18 protein-coding genes are annotated in these 20,381 nt (G+C 69.8%); 16 read left to right on the forward strand and 2 right to left on the reverse strand.

The genetic code is table 11. The features are described from left to right. Positions 1-90: 90 nt before the first annotated feature. The 3 genes from FB465_RS15915 to FB465_RS15925 all read left to right on the forward strand — a co-directional run bounded on the left by FB465_RS15915 (position 91) and on the right by FB465_RS15925 (position 1,857). Complete coding sequence (locus FB465_RS15915; protein WP_211785793.1) at positions 91-555, forward strand: helix-turn-helix transcriptional regulator; 465 nt, start codon at positions 91-93, stop codon at positions 553-555. A 5-nt stretch (positions 556-560) separates the two neighbouring features. Continuing rightward, complete coding sequence (locus tag FB465_RS15920; protein WP_145791345.1) at positions 561-1,184, forward strand: VOC family protein; 624 nt, start codon at positions 561-563, stop codon at positions 1,182-1,184. 196 nt (positions 1,185-1,380) lie between these two features. After that, the gene (locus FB465_RS15925; RefSeq protein ID WP_145791347.1) at positions 1,381-1,857 is read left to right on the forward strand and encodes an iron chaperone; all 477 of its coding nucleotides are present in this window, start codon (positions 1,381-1,383) and stop codon (positions 1,855-1,857) included. Positions 1,858-2,039: 182 nt separating this feature from the next. Here the strand turns inward: FB465_RS15925 and FB465_RS15930 are convergent, their stop codons facing one another. After that, entirely contained in the window at positions 2,040-2,306 is a 267-nt protein-coding gene (locus tag FB465_RS15930; RefSeq protein WP_246192674.1) for a hypothetical protein, read from the reverse strand. A gap of 95 nt (positions 2,307-2,401) precedes the next feature. Continuing rightward, positions 2,402-2,758, reverse strand: a complete 357-nt coding sequence (locus FB465_RS15935) for a helix-turn-helix domain-containing protein (RefSeq protein WP_246192675.1) — start codon at positions 2,756-2,758, stop codon at positions 2,402-2,404. Between the two features lie 283 nt (positions 2,759-3,041). Here FB465_RS15935 and FB465_RS15940 point away from each other — a divergent pair, with 283 nt between their 5' ends. From FB465_RS15940 to FB465_RS16000, 13 genes are all read left to right on the forward strand, one after another. Further along, positions 3,042-3,242, forward strand: a complete 201-nt coding sequence (locus FB465_RS15940; RefSeq protein WP_145797380.1) for a hypothetical protein — start codon at positions 3,042-3,044, stop codon at positions 3,240-3,242. A 69-nt stretch (positions 3,243-3,311) separates the two neighbouring features. Beyond that, positions 3,312-4,679 carry a hypothetical protein gene (locus FB465_RS15945; protein ID WP_211785794.1) on the forward strand — a complete coding sequence of 456 codons (1,368 nt, stop codon included), beginning with the start codon at positions 3,312-3,314 and terminating at the stop codon, positions 4,677-4,679. Continuing rightward, positions 4,676-5,389, forward strand: a complete 714-nt coding sequence (locus FB465_RS15950; RefSeq protein WP_246192676.1) for a hypothetical protein — start codon at positions 4,676-4,678, stop codon at positions 5,387-5,389. Before FB465_RS15945 ends, FB465_RS15950 begins: the two co-directional genes overlap by 4 nt. A 403-nt stretch (positions 5,390-5,792) precedes the next feature. After that, complete coding sequence (locus FB465_RS15955) at positions 5,793-7,559, forward strand: non-ribosomal peptide synthetase (RefSeq protein WP_246193230.1); 1,767 nt, start codon at positions 5,793-5,795, stop codon at positions 7,557-7,559. Further along, on the forward strand, positions 7,556-8,770 hold the full coding sequence (locus FB465_RS15960) for a cytochrome P450 (protein WP_145791354.1): 1,215 nt from the start codon (positions 7,556-7,558) through the stop codon (positions 8,768-8,770). Before FB465_RS15955 ends, FB465_RS15960 begins: the two co-directional genes overlap by 4 nt. Then, complete coding sequence (locus tag FB465_RS15965; RefSeq protein ID WP_145791356.1) at positions 8,770-11,934, forward strand: non-ribosomal peptide synthetase; 3,165 nt, start codon at positions 8,770-8,772, stop codon at positions 11,932-11,934. Before FB465_RS15960 ends, FB465_RS15965 begins: the two co-directional genes overlap by 1 nt. Then, a complete protein-coding gene (locus FB465_RS15970; protein WP_145791357.1) occupies positions 11,921-12,301 on the forward strand; it encodes a nuclear transport factor 2 family protein in 381 nt (126 codons plus the stop codon). The genes FB465_RS15965 and FB465_RS15970 overlap by 14 nt, the downstream gene beginning before the upstream one ends. A gap of 32 nt (positions 12,302-12,333) precedes the next feature. Next, positions 12,334-13,110 (forward strand): thioesterase II family protein, encoded by a 777-nt coding sequence (locus FB465_RS15975; RefSeq protein WP_145791359.1) that lies wholly within the window; start codon positions 12,334-12,336, stop codon positions 13,108-13,110. 201 nt (positions 13,111-13,311) lie between these two features. After that, positions 13,312-15,021 carry an ABC transporter ATP-binding protein gene (locus tag FB465_RS15980; RefSeq protein WP_145791360.1) on the forward strand — a complete coding sequence of 570 codons (1,710 nt, stop codon included), beginning with the start codon at positions 13,312-13,314 and terminating at the stop codon, positions 15,019-15,021. Next, positions 15,018-16,700: an ATP-binding cassette domain-containing protein gene (locus FB465_RS15985; protein ID WP_246192677.1), complete on the forward strand. Its 1,683-nt coding sequence runs from the start codon at positions 15,018-15,020 to the stop codon at positions 16,698-16,700. The genes FB465_RS15980 and FB465_RS15985 overlap by 4 nt, the downstream gene beginning before the upstream one ends. Positions 16,701-16,781: 81 nt before the next feature. Continuing rightward, entirely contained in the window at positions 16,782-17,759 is a 978-nt protein-coding gene (sbnA, locus tag FB465_RS15990) for a 2,3-diaminopropionate biosynthesis protein SbnA (protein WP_145791362.1), read from the forward strand. A gap of 47 nt (positions 17,760-17,806) precedes the next feature. Further along, the gene (sbnB, locus tag FB465_RS15995; protein ID WP_145797383.1) at positions 17,807-18,808 is read left to right on the forward strand and encodes a 2,3-diaminopropionate biosynthesis protein SbnB; all 1,002 of its coding nucleotides are present in this window, start codon (positions 17,807-17,809) and stop codon (positions 18,806-18,808) included. 56 nt (positions 18,809-18,864) lie between these two features. Beyond that, positions 18,865-20,376 (forward strand): hypothetical protein, encoded by a 1,512-nt coding sequence (locus FB465_RS16000; RefSeq protein WP_145791364.1) that lies wholly within the window; start codon positions 18,865-18,867, stop codon positions 20,374-20,376. The last annotated feature ends 5 nt before the right edge of the window (positions 20,377-20,381 follow it).

The following is a 20,381-nucleotide window of genomic DNA, read 5'->3' on the forward strand; positions in this document are numbered from 1 at the left end:
GCCGCCCGCTCCACACTCACCGGCGTGCACCCCGCCGCCTGCCTCGGCATGTAACCCGGTGCTCGCGGACATCGATGAAGGAGTTCTCTCATGTGTCATCCTGCATGGATGCAGGCACTCACCGCGGCGCAGCGCCGGAGCGACCTCGCACGACTGCGCCGCGTCCGCGACCGGATCGACCGGGAGTACGCGCAGCCGCTGAACGTCGAGGCGCTCGCCCGCGGCGCGAACATGTCGGCCGGTCACCTCAGCCGCCAGTTCCGCCTGGCCTACGGCGAGTCGCCGTACGCCTATCTGATGACGCGTCGCATCGAGCGCGCGATGGCGCTGCTGCGTCGTGGCGACCTCAATGTCACCGAGGTCTGCTTCGCGGTCGGCTGCTCGTCGCTGGGCACCTTCAGCACCCGCTTCACCGAGCTGGTCGGCATGCCGCCCAGCACCTACCAGCGGCGGGCGGCGGACGCTGCGGCGGGGATGCCGTCGTGCGTCGCGAAGCAGGTGACCAGACCGGTCAGGAATCGAGAAGCGCCGGCGACCGAGCCGCAACTAGCGTGATTGCTATGACTTCCATCGAATCCCTCACCCTCGAGGTGGCCGACCCCACGGCCGCCAACCGCTTCTACACCGCCTTCGGTCTCGGCACCCAGGTGCGCCTGCGGGCCTCGGAGGCGCCGACGACCGGCTTCCGCGGGTTCGCGCTGTCGCTCACGGTGTCCCAGCCGGCCACCGTCAACGGCCTCATCGGCGCCGCCCTCGACGCCGGTGCCACGCCGCTGAAGCCTGCCAAGAAGTCGTTCTGGGGCTACGGCGGCGTCGTACAGGCCCCGGACGGGACGATCTGGAAGGTCGCGACGTCGGCGAAGAAGGACACCGGCCCGGCCACCCTGCAGATCGACGAGATCGTGCTCCTGCTGGGAGCCGCGGACGTGGCCGCGAGCAAGCGGTTCTACGTTGACCGCGGCCTCGCCGTGGCGAAGAGCTTCGGCAGCAAGTACGTCGAGTTCGCCACCGGGTCGAGCCCCGTCAAGCTGGCCTTGTACGGGCACCGTGCCCTTGCCAAGGACGTCGGCGTCCCGGTCGACGGCACCGGTTCGCACCGGCTCGTGATCGGCAGCGATGCCGGCTCCTTCGCCGACCCGGACGGGTTCGCGTGGGAGGCCGCATCGCTGACACCGGCGCCCTGACTGCCGCTGCTACCTGCCCGGCCTGGCCGCCGCGGCCTCGGTGAAATGACCGATGACCGACGGAGCCCTCCCCTGGAGGAAGGGCTCTCCACGTTCTCCCCGGGCAACAACCGATCAGTTTCGAAGAAGCCGCCGCCGCGGCGGATCCCTGGCACGAGATTGCCCCGATCAAGCCTTGCAAGAGAGGAAACCTGCCATGACGAGCACGCAGACGTCCGCCAAGAGCACCGGCCCGGTCGACGAGAAGTACGACGGCTTCACGGATGAGGAGCGGGGCGCGATGAAGGAGCGCGCCCGGGAGCTGAAGGCGTCCGCGCGCCGCAGCCCGCGCGCGGCCAAGGCGGATCCGGAGAGCGAGGTGCTCGCGAAGATCGCCGAGATGGAGGAGGCGGACCGCGTCCTCGCCGAGCGGCTGCACGAGATCGTCAAGGCCGGCGCACCGGCCCTCTCGCCGAAGCTCTGGTACGGGATGCCCGCGTACGCCAAGGACGGCAAGGTCGTCTGCTTCTTCCAGAGCGCACAGAAGTTCAAGTCCAGGTACGCCACGCTCGGCTTCAGCGACCAGGCGAAGCTCGACGAAGGCACCATGTGGCCGACCACCTACGCCCTGGCGGAGTTGACCGCCGCCGATGAGGCGCGGATCGGCGAGCTCATCAAGAAGGCCGTGAGCTGAGGCGGTCCTTCTCGTCGTGCTCGCCACCCCGAAGGTATTGCCGAGCACCACAGTTCCGGAAGAACCCGGGCGGCCGGACGGGTCAACCGCTCGGAGCTGATTCACCCGGTCGGAAATGGTCGAGGACAGGCCGTGTCCTACGGATTCCTCGCGCGTTGAGCAGCTCGTGAAGCGGTCGAGGGTCAGGCGCCGTCGCCATAGAGGGTGAGGACCACGCCCTCGATCTCAAGACGCGTGCTCTTGACCGTGCCTCCGTTCCGCAGAGCTGCGAGTCGGCGTTCGAGGCGCTCCAGCTCGCCTGCGGTCAGCACGGCGGCGGCGAGATCGAGCAGGCCCGCCAGTATGGCGGAGGTGAGGGCTTCGGGCCGCTCGCCGGAGAGCATGACGACGGGGCGTCCGGTCTGATCGCGGACGACGACGGTGTTCGAGCCACCGTGGACGACAAGCACATCCCCTCCGTCAACGACGAGCACAGCACGTGCCGGAGGCTCGTGCGGCTCACACGGGCCTCGGGTAAGAGAAGACGATAGCCCCGATCTCCCGATCAGCCGGATTCGGCCACGCGCTTCAGGAGGGACTCGACGAGGGCCGCGACATGCCTGCGGTCGGCCGGGGAGAGCTGCTGCAGGCTGGCGATGAGCGTTGCCACCTCGGGGTCGGGTGCCGTCTCGGAGGCGCCGTCCGCATAGAGGTAGATCCCGCAGGATTCGGCCGCGGCGCGACGTACGGCGTCCAGCGGCAGGTTCAGGCCGCGGGCCAGGCCTTCCAGCGTGGCGGGCTGCGGCATCCGGACCAGGCGTTCGGAGGTCGCCAGGTGGTGGACGGTGGAGCGGGGGATCTCTCCGCGCCGGGCGACGTCACCGTAGGACCAGCCCTGCTCGTCCAGTCGGTGTCTCATCATCTGCTGCAGTGCATTGACCACTGGATGGTTGCTTCCTGCTGTCGGGCCAGGTGGAACCCATCTGGGCGAGTCGATTCTACGGTGATCAGCCGCCCCTGGCCGACGATCACGCGCCTCACCTGGCGATTCCTCACCGCAACCGAGTGATTGCGGAAAGTAGTCGCGTCTGCGCTTGCGATGCACCCTTGCGACGGCTAGCGTCCAATCTCGTCGGACAGTTCGTCCGATGAGATTGGACAGGGCCGAGATGACTCGGCCCCGACAGAGAGGCATTGCCATGAGCATGAACATCGCCGAACTCAACGCCGAGTCCGTGGAGCTCCTGCCGAGCCGCGAGGCGCTGGGCCGGCTGAAGTTCGTGAAGGTCCACGTCAACGTCGCGTACGTCGACGCGCACAACGAGTCGTGGGCCGTGAACGACCACTCGCCGTGGGCGCTCGCGCAGTCCGAGGCCCAGCAGTCGATCAGCATCCACCAGCGGTAACAGCTCGCACGTTCCGCGGACCGCGCCCGCCCTGGCGCGGTCCGCGCTCGAGGAAGGACGGGGACCACGGTGGCTGAGGACGAGCAGGTCGCGGCGGACGACCGTCGAGCGGCGCTTCTGTTCCCGATTCCGCGCCTGAGCGCCGGGCTCCGGCTGCACGGGGAGTACCAGGGTGGCGGATTCATCGAGCCCCGGTACCTCGCCCGCCGCGGTGACGGTCAGGTCGTCCAGCTGTCGCGACTGCTGCACCTCGTGGCGAGTTCCATCGACGGCGTCCGGGACACCGAGACCATCGCGCACCGGGTCAGCGCCCGCTACGGCCGGGAGGTCAGTGCCGACAACGTCGGCTACCTCATCGGCAACAAGCTTCAGCCGATGGGGATCACCGTTCCCCCCGGCCAGGACGGCGACCACGTCGACGGCCCGCGCTCCGACCTGCTGCTCGGCCTCGCCGGTCGCCGCACTCTCCTGAGCGAACGTCAGGTCGCCCGGATCACCCGGTCGCTGACCTGGCTGCACCATGCCCCGGTGGTGGCCGCCGTACTTCTGGCCGCCGTCGCCCTGGACGTCTGGCTGTTCGGCTTCTACGGAGCGATGGGACCCGTCCTGCACGTGCTGGACCAACCCATTCTCCTCCTCGTCGTGCTCGCACTCACGGTAGCTTCTCTGCTCTTCCACGAGTTCGGACACGCCTCGGCCTGCGCCTACGGGGGCGCGAAACCGGGTTGCATCGGCTGCGGCCTGTACATCCTCTGGCCGTCCCTCTACACCGACGTGACCGACGTCTACCGGATCGGCCGCGCCGGCCGCCTCCGAACCGACCTCGGTGGCGTCTACTTCAACGTCGTCTTCATGCTGGGCCTGGCCGGGGCCTACGTCCTCACCGGGGAGCAGCTCTTCCTCACCGCGGTCCTCGTCGCGCACATCGAGGTCCTCGAGCAGCTCATGCCTGCCGTCCGCCTGGACGGGTACTTCATCCTCGGTGACCTCGCCGGCGTTCCGGACCTCTTCGGCAAGATCAGACCCATCCTCCTGAGCATGCTGCCCGGACGCCCCGTCAGGCCTGAGATCTCGGACCTGAAACGCTCCGCCCGCGTCGTCGTCACCGTGTGGGTCCTGACCATGGTCCCGCTGCTCGTCGGCGAACTCGGTTACTTCCTGTGGAATCTGCCGCGGATCCTGGACACCGCCCTGCGCTCGCTCACCGAACAGGTCACCGGCACCGGCGCGGCCTTCGCGGACGGGCAGCTCCCCGACGGGATCGTCGGCGTCCTCGGAAGCCTCATGCTGCTCTGTCCACTGGCCGGAGCCCTCTACCTCGCGGTTCGGACCGTGCGGCTGCTGGGCCGGTCCGTCGCCCGGGCGGCGAAGGGGGACGCGTCCGCCGAGCCGCCCACCACACCTTCGACCGTCGAACCAACCTGGAGATCTCCGTGAACCACCGCGCGTCGTACCGCAGCTCGATCGTCCGCCGCGAGGCCGTCAGCCGGAAGGCCAAGCGCTGCGGCCTGCTGACAACCGTGTGCCTGGCCGCGCTCACCGTCGCCGTCCCCGCCGGCGCAGCGCCGTCCTTGTCGCACATCAGCCGTGACGTCGCCGTGGTGGCGAACCGCGCGTACACCCACGCCAATCGTGCTCACCCCGACCGGTACCAGGACACCTTTGCCATCCACGAACTCGGCTCCGTGGTCGGCGCCGGCGTGGACAACCGGGCCACCGCCGTCTCGGCCGGCTGCTCACCCCTCAGACCGTGCCGGTCCGTCGCCCTGTCCTTCCAGATCGTCACCATGGCCGGAGCGGACGTCCACCTCAATGCCACCAACCTCGGCCATGCCGTGAACGATCACTGCACCGGATGCCAAACCCTGGCCGGTGCCTACCAGTTCATCGTCTCCACCCCGCAACCGTTCAGCCTCAGCACCCGCGCGAAGGGCCAGTTGGACGCCATCCACCGTCAGCTGGACGACCTACGGGCATCCCAGGAACCGACTTCCGTCATCCACGATCGGGCAGACGCTCTGGCCGCCGAGGTCTTGGCCGTCCTGAACCGCGAAGCGGCAGCCGCCCCGCGGGGCCCGGCGGTCAGCCCCCGGAGCTCGTCCGAACCCGTCGTGACCATGCACCGCCACTTCGACCAACTGCGCTGAGCACCCGCGCATCCACCGGGCCCGTCGGGTCTGCGACGACTCCACCGCCGCAGACCCGACGGGCCCTTCACGCATGACATGCCGCACCGTCCGGTGACTCCGCCCCGGCGACCGTGTCTCACATCCTGAGAACGCCCGGGCCGCTGACCACTCCTTGCCATGGCTGCTGGCCGACTCCGGCGACCGTCGACGCCCTTTCCGCAGCTCGTTAGGGTTTCTTTTGTCGGCCGCGCCGATCGATAAACACTACTCGGTAATTCCGCGGCCTCGACGTTTCGGGGTGGAGATAATTCTCGGCCTTCTCTGACGGAGAAGCCTTCAGCGGTGAATTAATCGGCGCCCTGAGCCAGCAATCCAGCAGTACACGACTCGCACGGAGCACCGGGAGAAAGCTGTGACAACAATGCCAGCCGTCGGCACACTTACGGAGCTCTTCAGCCGCTCAGTGGAGCGCTACCCCGACCGCCCGGCCGTCAGCGACGACACGCGGACGCTGACGTACGCTCAGCTGGACCGGGAGTCCGACGCCGTCAGCGCTCTGCTCCGCAGCCACGGCGTCGGCACCGAGGACCGTGTCGGCCTCTACGTCAGCCGGTCCGTCGATCTCTTCGTCGCGGTCCTGGGAATCCTGAAGTCCGGCGCCGCCTACGTCGCGGTGGACACCCGCTACCCGGACACCCGCCGCGATCTCATGCTGAGCCGGAGCGGTGCCAAGGCCATCCTCACCGAGGCCGGCTGGGAGGACCGGCTGAGCGCGCTGTCGGCGACGGTCATCCCGCTGGCCGACCGCGCGGGCTTCGACGGCACTCCGAGCGAGGGCATCGTCGAGCCGTCCAGTGCGGCCAGCGTGCTGTTCACCTCCGGTTCCTCCGGCGAGCCCAAGGCGATCGTCCTCGAGCACCGCAACCTGGTCTCGTTCGCCCGCAACCCGAGCCTTCCCACCCTCGAGCCCGAGGACCGCACCGGGCAGATCTCGAGCGTCTCCTTCGACGCCTTCCACTTCGAGATCTGGAGCACCTTCGCCCACGGCGCCCAGTCGGTCGTACTGCCGCCGGTGCCTGACCTGCTGGCCGCGGACTTCCAGCGGCAGATGAAGAAGTACGGGATCACCGCGATGCTGGTCCCCACCATGGTCGTCAACCATGTCGTCCGCGAGGACCGCGACGCGTTCTCCTCCCTGCGCATCCTGCAGGCCGGCGGCGACGTGATCCTGCCGTCCGCCTGCCGCGCGCTGCTGACCGGGCAGTTCAAGGGCAGCCTGTACAACCTCTACGGGCCGGCCGAGATCACCACCGCCTGCACCGCCCACCGCGTGACGCTCGAGGACGCGGAGTCCGACGTCATCCCGATCGGCCGCCCCCTCGACGGCGTGTCGGTCCGGATCCTGTCTCCGGAGCTCCAGCCCGTCCCCGTGGGGGAGATCGGCGAACTGTTCGTCAGCGGCCCCGGCGTGGCCCGTGGTTACCAGGACCGCGCCGACCTGACCGACGAGCGCTTCCTCACGCTGCCCGCCGAGAACGGCGACGCCCGGCTGTACCGCACCGGGGACCTGGTGCGCGAGCGCGAGGACGGCGTGCTGGTGTTCGTCGGCCGTGCCGACAACCAGGTGAAGATCCGTGGCTACCGGGTCGAGCCGGGCGAGGTCGAGCGCGGACTGCGCCGCTACCCCGAGGTCCAGGAGGCCGTGGTGCTGCCCGACGGCGAGGGCAACGACCGGCGGCTGGTCGCGTTCGTCGTGATCGAGGACGCGCTCAGCGTCAAGGAGCTGCGCGAGCGGGCCGAGAAGGACCTGCCCGACTTCATGGTGCCCAGCCAGTTCATCGTGCAGTCCCAGATCCCGGCCACCGCACACGGCAAGCGCGACCTGGACGCCCTGCGGGCCCTCCTGGCCAAGCACCTCGAGCGCGAGGAGGCTTACGCCGCACCGCAGACCGACACCGAGCGGTTCCTGGTCTCGCTCTGGGAGAACCTGCTCAGCACCGAACGCGTGGGCAGGGACGAGGACTTCTTCGGCCTGGGCGGCCACTCGCTGCTGGCGTTCCGGATGCACCACCGGATCAACCGCGAGCTGGGTGTCAGCCTCAAGTTCCCGGTACTGCTCGACAACACCGTCCTCAAGGACCTCGCGGCGGCGATCGACGCATCCCGGGAAGGTACCGAGACCGCATGAGCCTGCAGACTCCCATCGACCTCACCGACGTCGACCTGTTCGTCCGCGGAGACCACACCGAGGCCTTCAGGACCCTGCGTGCCGAGGCGCCGATCTACTGGAACGACGGCGCCGACGGCAGCCAGTTCTGGGCCCTGAGCACGTACGAGGACGTGCAGTGGGCCTACCGCAACCACGAGGTCTTCGGCTCGGCCCGCGGTGCCATCGTGGGCGGCTCGCTCCGTAGCGACGAGGACACCTCCGCCGGCCAGATGCTGGTCTCCACCGACCTGCCCAGGCACCGGATGCTCAAGCAGGCGATCCACCCGGCGATGTCCGCGACCGTGGCGAAGCGCGTCGCCGGGCAGGTGTCCGAGCTCGTCGAGCAGGCCATCGCGAAGACCCGCGCCGACGGCGGCTGCGACTTCGCCACCCTGATCGCGACGGAGCTGCCGGCCGGCGCGCTCATGGTGATCATGGGGATCGGCCATGAGGACGCCCACCACCTCATCGGGCTGACCCGTCGCATGGTCGGCTACCGCGACGAGATCTTCGTGGACACCGGCGGCGATGCCCGGCTGCGGCTGGCCTGGCTCCAGGCCGAGGTCTTCGAGTTCTTCGCCGACATCGTCACCGAGCGCCGCAGGAACCCCGGGGACGATCTGGTCAGCATTCTCGTCCAGGCCGAGGTCAACGGGCGGAAGCTGACCGAGGAGGAGATCTTCTACAACTGCATGAACGTCGCCGTCGGCGGCAACGAGACCTCGTCCTACACCGCGTGCACCGGCCTTCTCGCACTGATGGAGAACCCCGAGCAGTACCGGCTCCTGCACGACTCGCCGCAGCTGCTGGGCACCGCGGTCGAGGAGATGCTGCGGTGGAGTTCCACCAACGCCTATGTGCAGCGGGTGGCGACGCGCGACATCACACGCGGCGGCATCGAGATCAAGTCGGGTGAATCGGTCACCCTGTGGAACTACTCCGCGAACCGCGACGAGAGCAAGTTCCCCGACTCGCACCGCTTCGACATCGCCCGCAACCCCAACCGCCACCTGTCCTACGGCGCCGGACTCCACCGCTGCATCGGTGCTCCCATCGCCCAGGCCGAGCTGTCCCTGCTCTTCGAGCTGCTCATCTCCTCCGGACTGACGTTCAAGCTCTCCGGTGAAGTCCGCCGCCTGCGCTCGAACTTCATCCTCGGCGTCACCCGGCTCCCGGTGGAAGTGGCCTGATGACCCTCCCTCCCAGCCAGAGCCCCTACGTCTTCGGTGAGCGCATCGAGCGTGTCGTGGCCCTCCACGCGGAGCGGCGACCGAACGCCGTGGCCGTCCAGCAGGCAGAACGCACCGTCAGCTACGGCGAGTTGGTCGAGCAGGCCACCGTGGTCGCGGCGGCGCTGCGCGAGCTCGGTGTCGCGGCGGGCCAGCACGTCGCCGTCCGCATGGCACGCTCGCCGGAGCTGGTGGTGGCGCTGCTCGGCGTCCTGCGGGCGGGCGCCGCCTATGTGGCGGTGGATCCGGAGTGGCCGCAGGGGCGCATCGCCGACACCGTGCGGGGCACCGGAACGGCCCTGTTCATCACCGACGCGTCCGGGTGGACCGCCGGCGAGGAGGTCCGCTCCGTCCCCTTCGCCTCCCTGCTGGTCCGGGGACGTGAGGCGGCCGCCCCCGAGGTGCAGCAGGACGGCACCCGGGCGGCGAGCGTCTTCTACACCTCGGGATCCACCGGCAAGCCCAAGGGCGTGCTCTCCCCGCACCGGGGCACGATCCGCACCCTGGTCAACTGCCCGACCATCCCGCTGGACCAGGACTCGGTCTTCCTCCAGGCGGCTCCGCTCCCCTGGGACGGGCTGTCCCTGGAGCTCTGGGCGCCGCTCCTGAACGGCGGCCGGTGCGTCCTGCTGGACCAGGCCGTCACCGCCCTGGACGCGGAGGCCCTCGACGGGGCCGTCCGGCAGGGCGTCAACAGCCTCTGGCTGACCAGCTCGCTCTTCAACGTGATGGCCGAGGAGCGGATCGAGATCTTCGGCAAGCTCCGCCTGCTGCTCGTCGGCGGAGAGCGGGTGTCCGTGTCCAACGCACGCCGGGTCCTGTCCAGGTTCCCCGGTCTGCACATGGTCAACGGGTACGGGCCCGCCGAGGGCACCATCTTCGCCACCAACCACGTCATCCGGCCCGTCGACGTGGCCGACGGCAGTACGGAGATCCCGATCGGCACCCCGGTGCCGCGGACCACCGTGCTCCTCCTCGGCCCCGACGGGCAGCCGGTCGGGCCCGGGGAGACCGGGGAGCTCGCGATCGGTGGCGACGGGGTCGCGCTCGGGTACGCCGGCAACCCCGAGGAGACCGCGCGCCGGTTCTTCTCGGCCGAGGGCATGCGCTTCTACCGGACGGGCGACCTGGCGGTCCTCGACCCGGAGGGCCTGTTCCGGTACCGCGGGCGGGCCGACCACCAGTTCAAGATCCGCGGCATCCGGATCGAGTCCGGCGAGGTCGAGGCCGTGCTGGAGTCCCACCCCGAGGTCGCCGCGTCCTGTGTCCTGCCGGTGGAGACGGCGCCCGGCCGCGTCCAGCTCGCCACGGTGTACGCGACGACCCACCGCCGCCCGCTCGAGGCCGGGCAGCTGCGCGCCTTCGCGGCCCGGACCCTGCTCGACGCCATGGTTCCGACGCTTCTCCACCATGTCGCCCAGCTGCCGCTCAGCACCACGGGCAAGACCGACCGCAAGGCGGTCGCCCTGCTGCTCCGCGAGCAGTTCGTCGACGGACCGCAGGCACCGGCCGCACCGGCAGCTGGCTCCGAACCGCACCCGTCCGGGGAGGCCGCGGCGCTCCGCCAGGTGCGCGAGCTGCTGGGACTTCCGCAGCTCGGCGAGCGGGACGACCTGGTCCAGGCGGGGGCGAACTCGCTCGACGTCATCAGGCTGGCGGCCCGCCTCGGTGCGTACTTCGGATCCCGCCTGACGGCCTCGGACATCTACCGGCTGCGTACCGTCGAGACGATCAGCGCCTTCTGCACGGACTCGGCGGCTCCGGCCGAGGAGCTGCCCTCGGCGGACGGCGACGGCGATGCGTCCGCACCGCTGTCGCACGCCCAGCAGCGCTTCTGGCTCGCGGAGATGACGTCTCCCGGGGCCGCCGACAACGTGATCGTGCTGGCCTACGCGCTGACCGGCCCGCTGAAGCCGGACGTGCTGGACGCGGCACTGAACGACGTCGTCAGGCTCCACCCCGCGCTCCGCACGACCTACCCCTGGCTCGACGAGGCGCCCGTCCAGCAGGTGCTCCCGCCTGACGCCGCGACGGTCGCCGTGGAGCACGTCGGCCCTCCCCCGGGGGCTGACGGCCCGGGGCTGCAGGCCCTGGCGGAGTCGGTGACGGCCGACTGGTGGCAGAGGCCGTTCTCGCTCGAGGACGAAGTCCCGCTCCGCCTCCGGCTGTGCCGACTCGCGGAGGACCGGCACCTGCTCTGCCTGCAGGTGCACCACATCGCCTTCGACGGCTGGTCGGAGTCCGTCCTGGTGACGGAGCTGCAGCGCGCCTACCAGGCACGGCTGTCGGGCGAGGCGAACCCGACGGCTCGCGGGCTGTCCTACGGCCGGTACAGCAGCTGGGAGGCGACCCGCCTGAGCCACTGGGCGCAGAGCGACGTGCCGTTCTGGCGCCAGGAGTTGGAGACGACCCCGCCCCCCTTCCTGCCCGCTCCCTCCGGAGCCGGGTCCTCGGCCGGCACGACGGAGACCCGCCGGCTGGAGACGGTGCTGGAGATCGACGCGGAGACGGTCCGCAGGCTGTCGCGGGCATCCGCGCAGCGCGGCGGCCCGGCCCTCGCCGCGCTCCTGGCCGGAGCCGCGCGGGCGCTCGCGCGCAGCTTCGACACCACGGAGCTCTCGCTGGGTTCCGTCACCGCGGGCAGGTTCGATCCCGCTCTCGAGGCGGTGATCGGGTACTTCGTCAACCCGTTCGTCGTGAACCTGTCCGCGCCGAAGGACGGCGAACCGGCCGATCTGCTCGATCAGGCGGTCACCCGCGCCGTCTCGACGCTGAAGCACGTGAACACGCCGTTCGACGAGCTGGTGCGCCAGTTCGCCCCGGCCCGGGACCGGCACCCCTGGTTCCAGGCCTTCGTCGTCCTCCAGGGCGAACCCCCACGGGGAAGCCTCGGCGGCGACGTGGCCCTCGAACCGGTCCGGGTGCGCCCGCCGAGGACCGCCATCGAACTCATGCTGGAGGCCATCCCGGCCCCCGACGGCTCGTGGCACATCGTCATCCTCTGGCGCGAGGACGGCATCAGCGAGGCCCAGGTCCACCGGCTCACCGGCGAGTTGCGTACGGCACTCGCCGACCTGTCGGAGCTCGCCCGGCACGAGGAGAGGAATGCAGATGCAGGCAGTTGAGCCGGCCCTGGAGTCACCGCAGATCCAGCGCGTTCGCGAGTACTACGAACTCGTCGACTCCGGTGCCGTCCGGGCCCTGGTGGAGCTCTTCGCCGACAGCGCCGAGTACCACCGCCCCGGCTACGAACCGCTGGTCGGACGAGCCCAGTTGGAGCACTTCTACCGCGTGCAGCGGGTGATCCGGGAAGGGCGTCACACGCTGACGACCGTGGTCGAATCCGGCGACTGCGTCGCCGTGCACGGCGAGTTCAACGGAGTGCTGCACGACGACCGGGAGACGAGTCTGCGCTTCGCCGACTTCTTCCGCCTCACCCCGGCGGGGCAGTTCAGCAGACGCGACACCTTCTTCTTCTCGCCGCTCGTCTGACCGTCCGATCGTCCGAAAGGGCTGCACGACCCATGAGAACGACCGTCGGCGCCGACCCGTGGCTGCGCCGCTTCCACCCATCGCCGGACGCCGGCGTCCGGCTCGTGTGCCTGCCCCACGCAGGCGGGTCGGCAAGCTTCTACTTCCCGTTCTCCCGCGCGTTCCCGGCGGCGGTGGAGGTCCTGGCGGTCCAGTATCCGGGCCGCCAGGAACGCCACCAGGAGCCCGCCGTCGCGGACATCAACCTCCTGGCCGACCGCATCACGGACGCGCTGGCGGCCGAGGCGGATCGCCCGCTCGCCCTCTTCGGGCACAGCATGGGCGCCATGCTGGCCTTCGAGATCGCGAGCAGGCTGGAGGAGCTCGGCATCGCGGTGCCCCAGCTGTTCGTCTCCGGCCGGCGGGCTCCCTCCCGCCACCGCGCGATGGAGAGCGTCCACACCTTCACGGACGAGGGCCTGGTGGCCGAACTGTTGGCGCTGGACGGCACCGACGCCGAGCTGCTGGCCGACCCGGAGGTGCTGCAGATGATCCTTCCGGCGATCCGCAGCGACTACCGGGCGGTCGAGACGTACCGCTACCGGCCCCGGCCGAAGCTGCTCTGCCCGGTCGTCGCCCTGACCGGCGACAGCGACCCCCGGGTGGACCTCGACGAGGCCCGCGCCTGGGCCGACCACACCTCCGGCTCCTTCGATCTCCGGGTCTTCCCCGGAGGCCACTTCTACCTCTCCGCACAGCAGACCGCGGTCGTCGAGCTGGTGCAGCAGCGTCTGCTGCCACTGACCTGGTCCGAAATCCGGGACGGGTAAGGCCGTTGGCGCAATGGCGCCATGTCCGGTCCACGACGCCGAATTCCATGGACCTGAATTCCCGCCGGGCCGACCATTGATTGAACCCCGGCAGGTCCCACTGACCGCGAACAGCCCTGGGCATTTCCGAAAGCCCCACCAGCATCGACGAAACGTCGGGAGACTAGCAATGTCGCTGAAATTCCCTGGAGCACCCGTCATATGAACGAGACGCGTGCCTCAGCCAGCCGCCTCCTGTGGAAGGAGTCCCGCCCCGTCAGGCCGGTCGCGGCCGGTGCACTGGGCGTACTGACCGTCAGCGTGCTGGCCACCCTGGCCGGGCCCCTGCTGGTGCAGTACTTCGTGGACCGCGCCACCGTCGGCAGCTCGCAGTCGCTGCTGGTGATGGTGGCCGTGTGGTACCTGGTTGTCGCGCTCGTCGGCGGCGCCTCCCGGATCGGCGCCGGCTACCTGGCCGTGCAGGCCGGCTGGCGCGTCGCCGACAGCCTCCGGATGCGGCTGCTGCGCCACGCGGCGGTCGAGCGGCCGGTGCTCGACGTGGAGAGCCGCCCGGTCGGCGAGGTGCTGGAGAAGGTGGAGGGCAACGCCGACATCGTCGGCAAGGCCATCTCCGAGTCCGGCTTCGGGTTGATCAGCAATGTCGCGGTCGTGCTCGGCACGGTCACGGCGATGTTCATCGTGGTCCCCGCCGCGGGCATCGGCATCTCGGTGCTCGTGATCGGGGTGTGCTTCCTGATGTCGCGGCTCTCCCGCCGGTCGGTGAAGCGCTGGGAGCTCGCCCGCGAGCAGCAGGCCAAGCTCTTCGGCTTCGTCGGGGACTCGCTGGCCGCACGCGACGACCTGGTGCTGCTGGGCGAGTCCACCTGGGCCACCGAGCGGACCCGGACCAATCTGGCGGCCCTGTTCAACACGGAGCGCCGTGCGTACATCAGTGGCCGGGCCTTCTGGCCGCTGACTCAGCTCTGCTTCGCCGTGGCCTTCGGTCTCGGGTTCGGACTCGGTCTGCACAACCTGCAGCAGGGCACCATCTCCATCGGCACGCTGACCATGATCTACCTGTACGTGGACCTGCTGCAGAGGCCGCTCGAGGAGATGTCCTCGCAGGCCGGTCAGATGCAGCAGATGATGGCCGTGCTGACGATGGCCTCGCGCTCGCTCGAGTCCCACCCTGCCGAAGAGGCCTCGGAGTCGGCCTCCGAGAGGGCCGCGGTGACGCTGCCGGAGGGCCCGCTGGAGGTCGCCTTCGAGAAGGTCACGTTCGGCTACGGCGACGTACCGGTCCTCAGCGACGTGTCCTTCACCGTCGCCCCCGGTCGCAGCCTCGGGATCGTCGGCCCGACCGGCTCGGGCAAGAGCACGGTCATCAACCTGCTCTGCGGGCTGGCGGGTCCCGACCAGGGCCGGGTGCTGATCGGCGGGGTGGACGTCCACCAGCTGCCGCCGGCGGAGTTCGCCCGCCGGGTGACCGTGCTGAGCCAGCGCGCTCACGTCTTCACCGCCACCGTCCGCGAGAACGTCACGCTCTTCGACGAGGACATCCCCCGGGAACGCGTCTGGGAGGTCCTGGAGCAGCTCAACGCCGCCGGCTGGGTGCGTGAGCTTCCCGACGGTCTTGAGACGCGTGTCGGTGCGGGAGCCCGTGCGCTGTCGGAGGGCGAGATGCAGGTGCTGGCCGGTGCCCGCGCGCTGATCCGCCCGTACAGCCTGCTCATCGTGGACGAGGGCACGTCCCGGTTCGACCCGGAGACGGAGCGGAGCTGGTCGGCGCTGCTGGACACGGTCATGCGCGACCGCACGGTCGTCATGGTCGAGCACCGGCTGGGCACGCTCCGCGGCGTCGACGAGGTCATGGCCATGAAGAGCGGACGAGTTGTGGAAATCGTCGCCGCGCACGAAGGAGGAACCCGGTGAACACCGATCGAGGACCGGAGATCGGCACCGTGCCGTTCAGCCGCTTCCTTCACCGCGCAGGCAGTCGGCTCAAGTTCCTCTACCTCGCCGCGATGGGCGCCTGGAGCCTGATCTACGGCATACCGCTGATCGTCGGCGCACTGATCTCCGACATTCTCTACCAGGCGGACAAACCGCCCGTCGGCGACGGGACTTGGTGGCTGCTGGGCGCCGCCGTCGGCCTGATGGCGCTCCGGGCGGCGGTTCTCTGGGGCGGCCTCCAGCTGACCTTCACGCTGATCTTCCAGACCAGTGCCTGGATCAAGGTGCAGGTCCTGGGACGGCTGCTGGGCCGCCCGAGTGCACAGGCCGCCGTACGCAGCAACGGCGAGATCCTCAACCGCCTGCGCGACGACAGCGACGAGATCGGTGGTCTGCTCGAGTGGACCACGGACCTCATCTACCGGTCGGTGCTCCTGGTGGTGGCCGTCGGCGTACTCGCCTACAGCGACCTCGTCATGACGATTCCGCTGGTCCTGCTGCTCGGCGGGCTGTGGGCCTCGACCGTCCTCAAGAACCGGGTGGCCCTCCTGCAGGCGGAGACCCGCGCCCAGCAGGGCCGGATCGGCACCGAGATCACCGATGCCCTGACCGGCATCCGCGACCTGCGGCTCTCGGGGGCGGTCGACGGCCGGCTGGCCGCGCTCGAGCAGCGCTTCGCGGAGCGCCGCAAGGTGCAGCTGCGCCACCAGGTGTATCTGGACCTGCTCTCCGACCTGTTCCGCAACCTGGTCATGGTCGGCACCGCCCTGGTGCTCCTCACGGCGAGCATCCGGATCGCGAGCGGTGACTTCACCGTGGGCAAGCTGGTGCTCTTCCTGACCTACGCGAGCTGGCTGGGCCAGCAGATGTACTTCTTCGGCAAGATCCTGGCGCGCTACCAGGGCGGGAAGGTGTCGTACGGCCGGCTCGCGGAGCTGGCGAGCGGCGGCGAGCCGCCCACGGCGTCCGCCGACCGGTCCGAGCCGCTCCGGGAGCTGACGGTGACGGAGCTGACCTGTGTCGCCCCGGACGGCGTGTCGGCCCCGCACCCCGTCAGCTTCAGCGTGCGGCCCGGCCAACTCGTCGCGATCACCGGGGAGATCGGGTCCGGCAAGAGCACGGTGATCCGCAGCCTGCTGGCCCTGCAGCCCGGTGTGCTGGGCAGCGTCCGGTGGAACGGGACGGACGTCACCGGGAATCCGGCCTGGCTCAGCTCGCCGCAGGTCGGCCATGCGCGCCAGCAGTCCAGGTTCGTGAACGGCACGGTCCGCGAGAACCTCGTGCTCGGCGGCGAGGACATCACGCCCGAGCAGATCGACAAGGCCATGGCGGCCGTGCACCTGCGTCCGGGTTCGGCCGAACTCCCCCAGGGCCTCGACACCTACCTCGACTCCGGCGCGGCCGGCCAGCTGTCCGGAGGGCAGCGCCAGCGGCTCGCTCTCGCGCGGATGCTGTGCCGTCCCGCCGAGGTCTACGTCGTCGACGACGGTGACTCCTCGCTGGACGGTCCGACCGCCCGCGCCATCTGGCAGACCCTGCCGAAGCAGTGGCCGGCCGCCTGGATCGTGGTCTCGCACAACGCGGACGTCCTCGCCGCCGCCGATCTCGTGGTGACCGTGACCCGCAGCCGGGAGGAGTCCGGCGTCCCGGCGCTGTGAGGAACTCCCCGAGCGCGCAACACCCATGGTTCGACCCATGAGACATCACGGGACCGCCCAATCGAAGCACGAAGGAGCACAGTGGCAATCATCTCGGCGCCACAGGAACTGACCGAATCCGACCTATTCGTCGATCTGAAGCCGCTGCTCGGCCGGTCACTCCATGTGAAGTGCGAAGGAATGAATTTCGGCGGCTCGATCAAGCTGCGGGCAGCCGCGTCGATGATTGCCGCTGCCGAGCGAGCCTCACTGATCAACGAGGACTCCGTCCTGATCGAGTCGTCCTCCGGCAACCTGGGCGTGGCGCTCAGCGTCATCGCGGCCAACAAGGGCCTGCGGTTCACCTGCGTCACCGACCAGCGGTGCAACGAGATCACCGCTGCCACCATGCGGGCGCTCGGCACCGAGCTGGTCGTGATCGAGGAACCCGACCCCGAGGGCGGATTCCTGAAGGCGCGGCTGGACTGGGTGCGCCGGCAGTGCGCCGCGGACGACCGCTACATCTGGCTGAACCAGTACACCAACGAGGCGAACTGGGGAGCCCACTACGAGGGCACCGCCCCGGTGATCCTCAAGCACTTCCCGGACCTCGACGTGCTGTTCGTCGGTGTGGGTACCGGCGGCACCGCGATGGGGTGCGCCCGCTACTTCCGGGACAGCGGCAGCACCGCCCGGGTCGTCGCCATCGACGCGGTCGGCTCCGTCAGCTTCGGGCTCCCGCCGGAGCCTCGGATGATCCCGGGGCTGGGCGCCAGCGTCACGCCGCCACTGCTCGACCTGACCGTCTTCGACGACCTGATCCAGGTCTCCGAGCTGGACACCGTCCGGGCCTGCCGCACGCTCGCCTCGCGCGGACTGCTCTTCGGCGGGTCCACCGGGACGGTGGTCAGCGGCGCGATGCAGTGGCTGGAGCAGCACGACCCCGACCGGACCCTGCGGTCCGCCTGCATCTCCGCCGACATGGGCGATCGCTACCTGAGCACCCTCTACGACGACGGCTGGGTCCTGGAGAACTTCGGCCCCGAAGCTCTGCAGCCCCTGCCGTACGTCTCCCGCTGATCCCGCAGATCCCGCAGATCCCGCTGAGAAGAATGAGGAACCACCCTGTGTTCGACTTCGACATGGTCCCCGGGCCGGTAGTCCACGAGATCCTGCAGGAGGACCGCAGCGCGGTCATCGAGATCGTCCGGCGCACCTATCTGAACCACGAGGCCGGGGAGTCGGTGAATCCGGACAGCTACTTCCTCCGGTTCCCGGACAAGCCCGACTCCCGGATCATCGCCCTGCCCGCCTTCCTGGGTGCGGACGTCCAGCTCGCCGGCATCAAGTGGATCTCGAGCTTCCCGGCCAACACCTCCGCCGGCATACCCCGGGCCTCGGCCGTCCTCCTCCTCAACGACTACGAGACCGGCTACCCGATCGCCTGTCTGGAGGCGGCCACCATCAGCTCGGCCCGCACCGCCGCATCCGCGGCGGTGGCGGCCACCGCGCTCCGGCCGGGCGGCTACCAGGGCACGAAGATCGCCGTTGTCGGCGCGGGCATCATCGCCCGCAACGTCTGCGACTACCTGCAGGCGGCCGGTTGCCGGCCCGACGCCTACCTCGTCCACGACCTTCACGAGGAGTCCGGGAACTCGCTCGTCGAGCACCTGCGCCAGGACCTGGGCCAGGCAGCCGAGTTCACGGCCGATCTGGCGGAAGCCCTGGCGGCCGACACCGTGGTGTTCACCACCACGGCCGGTGTGCCCTACGTGGACACCCCGTTCAAGCCGGGCCAGGTCGTCCTCAACCTGTCACTGCGCGACCTCACTCCCGAGGTGATCCTCGCAGCGGCCAACATCCTCGACGACGTCGAGCACTGCATGAAGGCCAACACCTCCCCGCACCTGGCCGAACAGGCCACCGGTGCCCGGGACTTCGTGACCGGCACGCTCGCCGGGGTCCTGAGCGGTGAGGTGTCGCTGCCGACGGACCTGCCGGTCGTCTTCTCCCCGTTCGGCCTGGGCGTCCTCGACCTCGCGGTCGGCGCCTTCGTCCACAGCCGCGCACGTAGTGCCGGCACCGCGATCGCCGTCCCCGACTTCTTCGCCGAGACGCGTCGCTGGTGATTTCCCTGCCGTCGCCCAGTCGTTGACCCGACTGGGATTCCTCGAGGTGGACTGCCATGATCACGTACTGGTGGCTCAACGAAATGCCGCCGATTTCCGGTGCACTGCGAGCCGTCTTCTACGCGGGACTGCTGATTCTCTGCATCGTCGACCATCCCTCACCGCTGCACTCCGCGAAGGTCATCGCCGGGACCGAGCCGGCCTTCTACACCCCGGTCGGGGCCATGCGCATGCTCGGGCTCCGTTGGGTCGGGCCGAGGAAGCTCTCCGTCGTCGCCGTTCTGACGGTCGTCGCCTGGACTGCGGCGACGGTCGGGTTCCTGCAGCCGGTCTCGGGGATCCTGACCTTTCTCGGCTTCGCATTCCTCCACAAGGTCAACGCCGGGGCGCTCGGTTCCAACCACTCCACGCACTCGGCGCTCTACGCGCTCCTCTGCATGAGCTTCTCGGTCTCGTACGACTACTCGCTCGACGGGTTCCTGGCCCGGCACACGCACTGGCCGCTGCTGGTACCCGAGCACTCGGTCCTCGAGTCCGGCTTCGCACCCCTGCTGCTGCTCGTGTTCCTGGCGTACACCATCTTCGCCGGCGGTTTCGCGAAGCTCAGGTACGGCCGGCACGGCTGGCTGGACGGCAGCGCACTGCGGTACTACCTCGAGGAGTCGGCGGTGGCCGCCCGCTGGCCACGGCTGTCGCGGCTGCTGGTCGACAGCCCGCAGCTCTGCCGCTACCTGGCCTGGTCGACGCTGGTCGTCGAGCTGTCCGCGCCGGCCGCCATCGCGAGCTCCTCGCTGCGGATGCCGCTGATCCTGGCCTGGGCCTGCCTGCACATCTGCATCCTCCTGGTGATGATGCCGGCGTACTGGGTGCAGATGTGGTGCTACCTGCTGCTGCTCGACTGGCCCTGGATCCTGGCCGCGGTCTCCGGACGGCAGCAGGGCGAGGCTCCCGAGGCCGACGGCAGCGGGCTCGGCGGGGCGGTGTTCACGGCGGTCGGGCTCCTCGCCTGCGCGGCACTCGTCCTGGTGCTGCTGCGGGAGTCGGAGCAGTGGCCCTTCACCAGCGTGCCGATGTACTCCAACGGGCCGGCCGCCGGGGCGGTACGGCTGCCGGCCCGGGAGGAACTGCACTCCCGTGCCGTACGGGCGAGGCGTGGCCGCCATGCGGCCTGGCAGCGCGCGTGGGTGGGGGAGGAGGTCATGGAGGACATCTGGATCACCCCGGTGGGCGACGGAGAGCCGAAACGCCTGTTCCACCTGCTGCACGAGCACGGGGTGGCGAAGAAGGTCGTGCGCTGGTCCCAGTACTCGAAGGTGGTGCGCAACATCGCCATCGCCGACGTCGCCGCCCGACCGGCCGGGTGTCTCGACCCGGACACGGCCGACCGGGAGTACCCCGCCACCCGGTTCCTGCGGACGGTGGCGCCCGTCGTCAGGAACGCGCTGCCCGACTGGCAGCAGTACGAGCGCCTCGATCTGGTGTGCCGGACCGACTCGGGCGGGGTGGTGATCGGCCGGGCCGGTCTGTCCGAGGAATCCGTCCGACGAGCCCCGTCGACACGGCCCTGATCGTT

This window comes from Kitasatospora atroaurantiaca (assembly GCF_007828955.1).
GTDB lineage: Bacteria > Actinomycetota > Actinomycetes > Streptomycetales > Streptomycetaceae > Kitasatospora > Kitasatospora atroaurantiaca.